At 59.0% G+C, this 10998-nt stretch carries 8 protein-coding genes; all 8 read left to right on the top strand.

Going from position 1 to position 10998, the window contains the following annotated elements:
* Positions 1 to 321: 321 nt before the first annotated feature.
* The 8 genes from hydE to LHW45_02930 all read left to right on the top strand — a co-directional run bounded on the left by hydE (position 322) and on the right by LHW45_02930 (position 10938).
* Positions 322 to 1377, top strand: coding sequence for a [FeFe] hydrogenase H-cluster radical SAM maturase HydE (hydE, locus tag LHW45_02965; protein ID MCB5284536.1), 1056 nt, complete (start codon positions 322 to 324; stop codon positions 1375 to 1377).
* A gap of 93 nt (positions 1378 to 1470) precedes the next feature.
* Positions 1471 to 1719, top strand: coding sequence for a PqqD family protein (locus LHW45_02960; GenBank protein MCB5284535.1), 249 nt, complete (start codon positions 1471 to 1473; stop codon positions 1717 to 1719).
* Positions 1719 to 2798, top strand: coding sequence for an ATP-grasp domain-containing protein (locus LHW45_02955; GenBank protein MCB5284534.1), 1080 nt, complete (start codon positions 1719 to 1721; stop codon positions 2796 to 2798). Before LHW45_02960 ends, LHW45_02955 begins: the two co-directional genes overlap by 1 nt.
* The gene (locus LHW45_02950) at positions 2795 to 4144 is read left to right on the top strand and encodes an alanine racemase (GenBank protein MCB5284533.1); all 1350 of its coding nucleotides are present in this window, start codon (positions 2795 to 2797) and stop codon (positions 4142 to 4144) included. The genes LHW45_02955 and LHW45_02950 overlap by 4 nt, the downstream gene beginning before the upstream one ends.
* Positions 4141 to 6348 (top strand): urea transporter, encoded by a 2208-nt coding sequence (locus tag LHW45_02945; GenBank protein ID MCB5284532.1) that lies wholly within the window; start codon positions 4141 to 4143, stop codon positions 6346 to 6348. Before LHW45_02950 ends, LHW45_02945 begins: the two co-directional genes overlap by 4 nt.
* Positions 6341 to 6943 (top strand): hypothetical protein, encoded by a 603-nt coding sequence (locus tag LHW45_02940; protein ID MCB5284531.1) that lies wholly within the window; start codon positions 6341 to 6343, stop codon positions 6941 to 6943. Before LHW45_02945 ends, LHW45_02940 begins: the two co-directional genes overlap by 8 nt.
* A 4-nt stretch (positions 6944 to 6947) precedes the next feature.
* On the top strand, positions 6948 to 8216 hold the full coding sequence (locus tag LHW45_02935) for a hypothetical protein (protein MCB5284530.1): 1269 nt from the start codon (positions 6948 to 6950) through the stop codon (positions 8214 to 8216).
* Positions 8167 to 10938, top strand: a complete 2772-nt coding sequence (locus tag LHW45_02930) for a hypothetical protein (protein ID MCB5284529.1) — start codon at positions 8167 to 8169, stop codon at positions 10936 to 10938. Before LHW45_02935 ends, LHW45_02930 begins: the two co-directional genes overlap by 50 nt.
* The last annotated feature ends 60 nt before the right edge of the window (positions 10939 to 10998 follow it).

The raw sequence follows: 10998 nt of genomic DNA, 5'->3' as shown, positions 1-10998 counted from the left end.
CTTTCGACATCATCCACAACACGCAATTTGAAAGCCATGCTGTAACGATTTACGGGTTTCTTGTCTTCCATTTTTCTCACTCCTTTAAGTTGATGGATGTGTCAACTTTTTTAGGACGAGACATCGCTCCCAATATCAATACGGTATCAATACGGAATCATTACGGATGAAATCCGTATTGATTCCGTATTGATACCGTATTGATATTGGGAGCCAAAGGTGGTTTTTTGCCAAGTATGGTTTATTATGTCATGTTTGGCGGTTGTTCCCTGTCCCAAGATCCGGATGGCTGCCCCATTCAAATGAAAAAGGATGATTTGCATGCGCCCCAACCGTGATGAACTGATAAGAATGCTCACTCTGACCGATCCGGCGGAGATGGAAGAGCTCTATGCACGCGCCTACGAGGTGAAAAAACAGCAGGTGGGAACCAAAGTGTATTTCCGGGGCCTGATCGAGCTGAGCAACATCTGCGCGAAAAACTGTTATTACTGCGGCATTCGCAGCGGCAATCCGCACGTGCGGCGCTACCAGATCAGCAGGGAGGAAGTTATCAGCGAAGCCCGCTGGTGCTGGGAGCAGCGTTACGGCTCGCTGGTGATCCAGGCCGGGGAGCGCGAAGACAAGGCCTGGACGGACTTCATCACAGAGATCCTGATAGCCATCAAAGAACTCAGCCGGGGCGAACTGGGCATCACACTGTCCCTGGGAGAGCAAACGGAAGATGTTTACCGCCAATGGTTTGAGGCTGGCGCTCACAGGTATCTGCTGAGGATAGAAGAATCAAACCCCGTATTATACAAGACCCTGCATCCTGCAGATCACTCTTTTAAGAATCGTCTGGAGTGCCTGCGGACGCTGAGAAGAGTTGGCTACCAAACCGGCACCGGAGTGATGATCGGGCTGCCGGGCCAGACGGCGGAACACCTGGCCGACGACATTCTCTTCTTTTATGATGAGGATATCGACATGATCGGCATGGGGCCTTTCATTCCCCATCACGAAACGCCTTTGGCGCATCTGATCCCCTCATACGATCCCCGGCAGGCGCTGGAGGCAGGGTTGAAGATGATCGCGGCCACCCGCATCGCCCTCAGGGACGTGAACATCGCCTCTACCACGGCGCTGCAGGCCCTGATGTCCAGCGGCAGGGAACTGGGGCTCATGGCCGGCGCGAACATCATCATGCCCAACGTGACCGACACCAGCTACCGGGACGGATACCAGCTCTATGAAGGCAAACCCGGGTTGGACGAAAACGCCCTCACCTCGCGCACCGCGCTGGAAGAGAGCATCCTGTCCATCGGCGAGAGCATCGGCTACGCTGAGTGGGGCGATTCGCAACATTTTAAAGCCAGGAATTGGAACAATTCTTGATGGCAGACACAAGCTTCGCAGTTATTATACCTTTGACGGGTATGAACTGTACGGGCTTGTAAATGAGTTTAAATCTGAACCGAGGAGTTCAACATGAACGTGGAAAACCTCAAACAGCTGGCAATGAACGAGAACGGATTTGTTTTCGATCCCAGCAGCGGCTATAGCTACACCGCCAACGAAACTGGCCTGGCCATCCTCAGGATGCTGGCCGCGGGCCACAGCAAGGACGAGATCCGCGCGGCGATCCTGGAAGATTACGAGGTCAGCGCGGACAATTTTGACAGCGATTTCGACCACTACACCCTGATGCTGGAAGCTTTCACCCTGGTGGAATTCTGATGCCGCGCAATCCTGACCTGAGCGCCCTGGACATTACCATCGCCGTGAGCGGGCTGAAAACCGGCGACAATCCCCAGCCGGGGGTTCCGGTGATCCGCTCGGTCAAAGCCGCCGGCTTCAACGGCAAGGTGGTTGGCTTGGTATATGACGCGCTGGAATCCGGGATCTATCTGCCCGAACTGGCAGACGAGATCTACCAGATGCCCTATCCATCATCCGGCGCCGACGCTTTTCTGGGCCGCATCGACCAGATCCTGGCCCGCACCGGCATCGACGTGATCATCCCCACCCTGGACGCGGAAATGATCCTCTATATCCGGCTGGAAAAGGAACTCGCCAAGCGCGGCATCCGCACCTTCCTGCCCGACGAACGCTGTTTCCTGCTGCGTGACAAGACCTCTTTGGCCACCTTCTTCCCGCCCCGGGGCGTCGAAGTGCCGCAAACCGTGATGGTGAGCGACCCGGGCCAGATCGCCAAACACGGCGAGGAACTGGGCTATCCGCTGATGGTGAAGGGCAAGTATTACGAAGCTTACAAGGCCTGGGACAAAGAGGAAGCGGTGAAATACTTCCACGAGATCGCCGAAAGCTGGGGCCTGCCGCTGCTGCTGCAGAAAGTGGTGCCGGGAGACGAATTCAACGTGGTGATCGTGGGTGACGGCCAGGGCGGCATGCTGGGCATGGTGCCACAGAAAAAGCTGGTGATCACGGACAAGGGCAAGGGTTTCGGCGGCGTTGTGATCCAAAACCCCGGCCTGGACGCCTTCGCGGAGAAAGTGATCTCGCTGCTGAACTGGCGCGGCCCCTGCGAACTGGAAGTGATCAAAGGAAACGACAACAAATACTATCTGATCGAGATAAATCCGCGTTTTCCGGCCTGGGTGCGCCTGGCCGAAGGCGCTGGGCAAAACCTGCCCGCGGTGACCGTGATGAAAGCCCTGGGCCAGGATTGCGAACCCCTTCCACCTTACAGATCCGGCACCCTGTTCATCCGCCACGCGGAAGACATCATCTCCGAGATCGGGGTGATGGGCCAGATCTCCGCCCAAAGCGAACTTATCCGAGGTAAAGAACAATGAAAAAAACATACACAGCGCCCCACATCGAGCGCAACTATTCCGGAACCATGAACAAGTACGGCGCCAAGAGCGTGGTGCGCCATCAGGACAGCATCGACGGCATTCCGGTGAAGAAACTGGTGGAGAGCTACGGCTCGCCGCTGCTGGTGTTTTCCGAAAGCCAGATCCGCAGGCGCTATCAGCGCCTCACCGAAGTGATGCAGATGAACTATCCGCGGCTGGAAATGGCGTGGTCCTACAAAACCAACTATCTGGGAGCGGTCTGCAACATCTACCATCAGGAAGGCGCGAAAGCCGAGGTGGTTTCCGGCATGGAATACACGATGGCGCGGCGTTTGGGCGTGCCGGGCAAGGATATCATTTTCAACGGCCCGGGCAAGCGGAAGGAAGAGCTGGAACTGGCCATCCGTGAAGGCGCGCGCATCCAGATCGACCATCTGGACGAGCTCTACCTGATCGAAAAGATCGCCACGGAACTGGACACCATCCCGGACGTGGCCATCCGGGTGAACATGGACACAGGTGTTTATCCGCTCTGGACGAGGTTTGGCTTCAACTACGAGACCGGCGAGGCTTACCGCGCCATCCAGCGTTTGCTGAGCGGCAAAAAGATGAACATCGTGGCCCTGCACACCCACATCGGCACCTTCATGCTGGACGCGAACGCCTATTACCTGGCGGCCAAAGCCCTCTTGGACCTGGCGCAGAAGGTGCAGGAAGATCTGGGCGTGGCGGTGAAATACATCGACCTCGGCGGCGGCTTTGCCTCGCAGAACACCCTCCACGAGCAGTATACCCCGGGCGAACTTTCCGCCCCCACCTATGACCAGTACGCCTCCGCGATCGGCGCGGCCTTCAACGAATCGCGCTTCGTGAGCGAAAACCTGCCCACCCTGGTGCTGGAAACCGGACGCGCCCTGATCGACGAAGCGGGCTATCTGATCACTTCCGTGATCGGCAAAAAGAACCTGCCCACCGGTGAACGCGCCATCATCCTGGACGCCGGCGTGAACACCGTGATCACCGCCTGGTGGTACAAATTGAAGGTGCTGCCCACCCGTCCCTTCCCCGGGGCATACCAGAACACCGTATTCTACGGCCCGCTGTGCATGAACATCGACGTGATCCGCCAGGCTGTGCCCTTCCCTGACCTCTATACCGGCGAACAGGTGATCGTGCATCCCGTGGGCGCCTACAACAACACCCAGTGGATGCAGTTCATCGAATACAGGCCCCGCGTGGTGCTGATCAGCGAAACCGGCAAACCGGAGCTGATCCGCGAAAAAGAAGAATTAAGCGACATCATCGAGCGTGAATCCATCCCCGAACACCTGAAACAGATATGAGCAAATTCACCGCGGCCGCGCTGCCTTTTCTGAAAGCCATACCTCACAGCTATGCCACCATCATGTTTTCGGACAACCTGTGGCTGGGGCTGGCGTTGCTGGCCCTCACCCTGGTGGCGCCGATCGTGGGGCTGGCCGGCCTGCTGGGACTGCTGGTGGCACTGGTGGTTACGCGGCTGACAGGCTTTGAGGACTGGCAAAGCGGCAGTGGGGTTTTGGCTTTCAACAGCCTGCTGATCTCCCTCACCATCGGCTACTATTATCCTTTGAGCGGGGTGCAGCAGCATCCGCTGGCCTTCGCGGGCATGATCGTGATCGCCTCGCTGGCCACGCTGCTGCTCTATGTGGTGCTCAATTACGTGACCACCAACGCGCTGAAACTGCCTTCCATGAGCCTGGCCTTTTCCATCATGGCCACCCTGGTCTGGTACTATCTGGTGCGCAGCGGCAATTTCAACGGCGAGGGTTTCCTGAAACCGCTGCTCTTCGATCTGAAGCTGGATCTGCCGTGGTTTTGGAAAGATTATTTCCTCTCCCTGGGCAGCATCATGTTTGTGCCGGATATCGCTGTGGGGATAGGCGTGGCGCTGATCCTGCTGCTGATAACCCGCATCGGCTTTCTGCTTTCGCTGCTGGGCTGGGCGATCTGCTGGTGGCTGCTGGGATACGCCAGCATTGGCACCACCTACGGCATGTTCTTTCCCGGCTTCAACCTCATCCTCATCAGCATCAGCGTGGGTTCAGTCTATCTGATCCCCGGCAAATCATCCTATCTGATGGCCGCCATCGCCACTGTCTTTGGCTTCGGGATCGCCTTCGCGCTGGCCGGAAAGTACTTCTACGCCGATTACATGCCCGGGCGCGGCAGCCACCTGACGGTGCCGATGTTTGCCTTTCCCTTCAACCTGGTGGTGCTTACCACCATCTTCGCTTTGCGGCAGCGCGTGGCGCACCGTTCACCGGTGCTCAACGAGGTGGGCATCCTGCATCCGGAAAAAGCGCTGGATGCCTACATGAGCCGTTACAAACGCTTTTCCAGCACCGGCATTCCCCAGCTGCTGCTGCCCGTGACCGGTGAATGGACCGTGACCCAGGGCCATAACGGCGCTTACACCCACCAAAAGGAATGGGCCAACGCCTGGGACTTTGAGATCGAGGATGTGAACGGCAAAAAGTATGCCGAAGACCCCACCAGCCTCAAAGACCACTACGCCTTCGGAAAGCCTGTCCACGCCGCCGCCGCGGGCTATGTGGCCAAGGTGGTGAACGGCATCGCGGACAACCCCGTGGGCATCACCAACACCCAGGACAACTGGGGAAACTACGTTAGCATCTACCACATGGCGGGCTACTACACGCTATACGCGCATCTGAAGGAAGGCTCGATCAAGTTCAGCGAGGGCGACTACGTGAAGCAGGGCGAAAAGATCGGCCAGGTGGGAAATTCCGGCCGTTCACCCCTCCCCCATCTGCATTTTCAGGCCCAATCAGGGGCGGAGGCCGGCACCGGAAGCGTCTATTGCCATCTGCTGAACTACAAGATCCACGCGAACAAAGACGTCCATAAACTCATCGGCAGCGGCATTCCCAAAGAGGGTGAGAAGATCTCGCCCCTGATCGCGGAAAAGGAACTGGCGAACCTGCTGCAGCTGGGATACCACCAGCGGCAGAGTTTCCTGGTGCAAAGCGGCGGGGCCGAATACACCGAAAACTGGGACGTGGAACTCGACCTGCTGGGCATCCACCGCCTCCATTCCGACCGCGGCGGCAGCCTGGAATTCTCCATCTACAACGGCATCTACAACTCCTTAAATCTTTCCAGCCGCCGCCTCAGCGCGCTGAGCGCCTTTGCCTTGGGGGCCTCACGCATTCCCTGGGCGGAAAAAGCTGAACTGGCCTGGGAAGACGAACCCAGCCTCTCCGTGGTGATGAATTCCTTCTGGAAAAACCTGACCCTCTTCCTGATACCTTTTTTCCAACCCATCCGGGTGCGCACCAATTCCAGGCTGGCCCAGGCGGACAAAGACCTCGTCCAGACCAGCGAAACCACCCTTAAAGTGCTGGGTATAACCGTCCGTACCAACCAATCGCGGATCATCCTGTCCCGCCGGGACGGCCTCAAATCCATTGAACTGGCGCAGAACGGCAAAACTTTGCTGACCGCCACCAAGCTCCAAACCCTTGAGGAAACCGACCATGCCTAAAACCATCCTCATCATCCTGGCCCTGCTGATCTCGGCCCTGCCGCTGCTGGCCCAGCGGGACATCACCGCTTCCTACCAGGCCGAGGCCCGCGGCGAATACGAAACCGCCCTGGCCATCTCGCGCGAACTGCTGGCCGCGGCCCCGAACGACGCGTTCTATCAGGTGCGCGTGGCCTGGCTGCTCTATCTGCAGGGAAACTACGGCGATGCCGCCAGCGCCTATGAAGCCGCCATCCGCCTGCAGGACAGCCTGGACGCCCAACTGGGCCGGCTGAATTCCCTGCTGGCGCTGGCCCGCTACACCGAAGCCCTTCAGCACAGCCGCGCCCAGGTCAAACTGCATCCGGAAAACGCGGCCCTGCTGGGCAAAGGGGCCTACGCGGCCTATATGCTCAAGGATTACGGCACCGCCGCGGAATTCTTCGCCCGCATCGCCGCCCTGCAGCCTTGGGACATGGAAAACCGGGGTTACCTGATGAACAACCTCTATCTCAGCGAACAGGAAGATGCCGCCCGCGAGCAGTATCTCTTCCTGAAGAAGTATTATCCCCAATCGCAGCTGCTGCCGAACTACCAGAGGATCTTCGAACCCTGAGCCAATGAAGAAAGCGCTGCCTCTCCTGCTGCTCATGCTGGTGGTGGCTGCCGCCACCGCTCAGGCGCAGGACTATCCGGAGCTGATCCGCAAAACGCAACGCTATCTGAGCGTGTTTCCGGAGAACAACGCCGAGCGGCTGGCCCTGGCTTGGTACTTCATGCAAAACGCCCAGCCGGACAGCGCCCTGGCCCGCTATCAGGAGGTGGCCCTGCGAGATCCGGCCAGCGCTGATGCCGCTTCCGGCAGCCTCTGGGCGCTGAATTCCCTGAACCGCTATCCCGAGACCCTGTACCGGTCCGCTGACCTGATCCGCGCTTTTCCCAAAAACCCCGACATCTTCAACCACCGCGGCCTGGCCCTGTTGCAAACCTACTCGCCGCTTTCAGCCAGAGCCAGCTACCGGTCCGCGCAGAAACTGGCCGCACCCAACAGCGTAAGCGCCGCCATTGCCGCTGACGGCCTGGCCTGGAGTTGTTTAAACTCCGGTGACTACGCCAGCGCGGAAGGCCTTGTCAGAAAGAACCCGGCATCTTTCAGTGTGACACCCTGGCTGGAAAAGACCCGCTCCGCTTTCAGCGCTGGATTCGGCTACAAGCAGAACGGCAACGTCTATTTTTTGGGCAAAGCCTCGCTGCGCCGGAAAACCCTCTCCCTAGCAATGGGTTTCGAGGAATACCGGATCGCCGGACAGCATTTCCGCACCGCCCTGGACCTCGAATTGGGCAAGCAATTCCACCCCCTGGACCTCGAACTGAGCGCCAAACTCCTCAGCGGCGTGGATGCCGGCAGCTATCCGGCCTGGCAGGGCAGCGCTTCCGCCACCGGCAAAGTCTATCTGGCCGGCCTGCGCCTGGGTCCGCTCCTGTCGCTTCGTTACACCTACGCGCCGGTCTTCTCAGCCGCTCAGGCCGACCTTGGGTTCAAAGTTTTGACAGACCGGCTGAACCTCCTGCTGATGTATTCGGCGCTCTACCGCGACTTCCTCTCAGCAAGCACCGACCAAAACGGCCAGGTGTTCACCGGGATCGCGGACCTGCGCCTCTATCGCTCTATGCGCCTGAGCCTCAGTTCCAGCCATGGCGACCTGGCCTGGTGGACCAATCCTTACGGAGTAACCCTCGACACCTTCTATCCCAACGCCACCAATCTCGGCCTGGGCCTCAGCCTTCCCCTCGGAAGCGGGTTTGGCCTCTCACTTTACGGCCAGTTAGGACTAATCGATGCCAGCCAAAACTACCTCCTCCAAAGCGTACTCAGCTACGCGCACTAAGCTTTTGGGAGCGCTGCTCCTGCTTCTGGCGGTGTTCGCGGCCTCCTGCAACCTGCGCGAGAACTCCCTTTTGCCGGAACATCTGGATCCCCTCCAATACGTCACATCAAACACGATCAAGGTTTACAAGGACCATCTGATCGGCTCCGAGAACGACAAGTCCTACCTCTACATCCCCAAGGAGAGCATCCACGATTACAAGCTCTGGTATAACGACGTGGTTCGCCTGCGCCGGGTGGACAGCCTGTTGGAGCGGGACAGCCTGGCTTTCGCGGAAGGCGTGGAGGCGGTCACGCGCTGTTACAGGATCAGCATCGAGCGGTACGGCACCGAGATCATCCTGGATTCCATTCCCGCCTTTGCCACCCTCTACACCGACCTTACCACCTCCGAAAGCGTCGCCGAAGCCTGGGTGGTGCGCAGCCAGTACATGCTCTACGCGGACAAATTGCCGCTGCAAACCTACGGCAACAACCGTGTTTATTTTGAGATCGACGGCAACGGCGACGTGGAGGCGCAGCGTCCCGGAAACGCCAATGTGTTCAACCTCCCAGCGGCCAACACGAACGTGGAGGCACTCCACTACTCCGATTCCGGAAGCCTGCAGATCTGGTTTCCCCAAGCCTACCTGACATCAGCGGGACAAACCAGGCTGGAGCTTCTGCCCCAGCTAGGCGATGCCGACGTGAGCGCTGTCCAGGCGGTTTATCCAGGTTTCGCGCTGAATACCGGGGTGCTTGATGTGCAGACCCAATCCGTCCCGGATGTGGTTTCACCTCCCATCCTGCACTGGTCCCAGCCTCCGGCGCGGAAATTCGTGCAGGAATGGGTGCGGCTGCAGGGCGGCCAGGTGTTCGGCTGGGCTCAGGGCCCGGAAACCTGGGTGGTGCAAAACAATGTTCTGATCAGCTTTCTGCAGGGCAGCGGCAAGTATTTCCTGCTCTCGCCGCTGGGCGAACAGACGGCGCTTGAACTCCCTCTGGACGGCAGTTTCGACCAACTTTACCTGCAGGATTTGTGGATGGATCTGCGCGACACCGCCCTGCCCAACCATTCCCTGCGGCTGGATACCGCTCCCAACCCAGCTTCCGTGATCTCCGCCTATTTCAGCGGCGCGCCCTTCACCCTGGGCGGCGCGCATCAGGCTTTCCAGCTGGATTTCCGCAGCGGCAACAGCACCGTGGAAACCCTGCCCGGAGACAACTGGATCGAGTTCGGCTTCCGCAACCAACTGGCGGAAAGCTCCAACGCCAGGCTGTTCAGGGTCTTCCGCTCCTCCGGCAACGACCACATCGATTTCAAAGCCCGCGGCGACGCTTACGACGCCTCCCACTACAGCCTGAGCGACGGTTTCGTTTACAGCGGCGTGAATTCCTCCGGCACCTATCTGCTGGGTCAGGTGGGCGAATCCGGCCAACAGCAAAGCTTTCCCTTTTTCAAGCCGGAAACCTCGATCCAGACCAGCCGTGGTTATGTTTCCTGGAACGATCCCGACACCGCCTGGGGTTCGCTGCTCCTCGAATACAGCGTGGCCATGCCGACCGGCCATCCCTGGCTGAGCGGGCAGCCCTACGTTTTTTCCGCCCAGAACGCCCTGCTGCGCGTCACGGCCTACACCCGGGGCAAAAAACGCTCCCCCAGCCTGCCGGACAACACCTTCCTGGTTTACAAGCATGCCTCGCCGCTGCAGAACCTGATCAATTTCAGCCCGGACGCGGACCATCCCCGCTTTGCCTGGTACAAAGCCGCGGCCGCGTTCGCGCACAACACCTTCATGTATCAGGACGGCGCCCTGAGCGTTTCTCCGGCCTGGTCCGGCTACCTCTTCAGCGGCGGCTCACTCGATCCCGGCACTGCCAGCAACCTGCGCCTCTATCCGCGCATGAGCTTCGACAATTACGACTGGGAATATTACGCAGATGCCAGCGCCGCGCCCTCCGGCACTCCGGTTTTGCAGATCGCCCGTTTGAACAGCGTTCCGGACACCCATGGCGTGCTGGCCAGCCAATATGACCTCAGCCCGCTTACGCCGGCCTGGTCCCTGTCCGTGAGCGGCTCCAGCGATTTCTACGTTTCTCAGTTGCCCTGGATCAGGTTCCGGCAGAACATCCGGCCTCAAAACCTGCTCTTCTCCGTCTACGAAGGTGAGTTTTACCGCGTTTATCCCTATTATCAAACAACCGGCGCCGATCCCTGGCATTTCACCTATGCCGACGGCCACGTGGGCTTCTTCCTTTCCAGCGACGCCATCTACGCCCCCATGATCGACTCCAACCCTCATCAGAGCGTGTCCACTCAGGTCACCTCCAACGTGGCTGAGCACATCGTTTCCCTCTACCAGGCGCAACTGAATCTGCCATCTTCCCTGATCGGAAACCCCGTGCCGCTCAATTCCAGGATCATCCTCAGCGAAGCTGTGGATTACGCCGTGCCCCACCTCAGCGCTTACTTCCTGGATTTCCGCACTGCCGCTGGAACGCAGTATGACCCCAACTTCTACACGCAGGCCGGAGCCGCAAGCCTGCCCTATATCTACATCCCCATCCCGGATTACGTTCCCGGCCAAAGCCACAGCCTCTTCTTCCGTTCCGTGGAGGGAACCCTGACGGAATTTACCCTGGTGGATGAATTTGGCGACAACGGCCTGGGCGAATACATCCTGGTTGGCAACTGCGCCGTGGCCTTGGTGGACGGCCCCGGCTGGTTCTACACCACCAACTGAGCCAAGCCAGGTTTCGGTAACTAAGTCCAGGGGCCTGTTGGTTTCTGTGGCGGATAAACA

The sequence above is a fragment of the Candidatus Cloacimonadota bacterium genome, assembly GCA_020532085.1.
Classification (GTDB): domain Bacteria; phylum Cloacimonadota; class Cloacimonadia; order Cloacimonadales; family Cloacimonadaceae; genus Syntrophosphaera.
The sequence above is the reverse complement of the archived record's forward strand: the minus strand, read 5'-3'. Positions and strand labels throughout refer to the sequence as shown.

Excerpts from the sequence above, each read along its gene's own strand:
- hydE (MCB5284536.1), top strand. The coding sequence starts at position 322 with ATGCGCCCCAACCGTGATGAACTGATAAGAATGCTCACTCTGACCGAT.
- LHW45_02960 (MCB5284535.1), top strand. The coding sequence starts at position 1,471 with ATGAACGTGGAAAACCTCAAACAGCTGGCAATGAACGAGAACGGATTT.
- LHW45_02955 (MCB5284534.1), top strand. The coding sequence starts at position 1,719 with ATGCCGCGCAATCCTGACCTGAGCGCCCTGGACATTACCATCGCCGTG.
- LHW45_02950 (MCB5284533.1), top strand. The coding sequence starts at position 2,795 with ATGAAAAAAACATACACAGCGCCCCACATCGAGCGCAACTATTCCGGA.
- LHW45_02945 (MCB5284532.1), top strand. The coding sequence starts at position 4,141 with ATGAGCAAATTCACCGCGGCCGCGCTGCCTTTTCTGAAAGCCATACCT.
- LHW45_02940 (MCB5284531.1), top strand. The coding sequence starts at position 6,341 with ATGCCTAAAACCATCCTCATCATCCTGGCCCTGCTGATCTCGGCCCTG.
- LHW45_02935 (MCB5284530.1), top strand. The coding sequence starts at position 6,948 with ATGAAGAAAGCGCTGCCTCTCCTGCTGCTCATGCTGGTGGTGGCTGCC.
- LHW45_02930 (MCB5284529.1), top strand. The coding sequence starts at position 8,167 with ATGCCAGCCAAAACTACCTCCTCCAAAGCGTACTCAGCTACGCGCACT.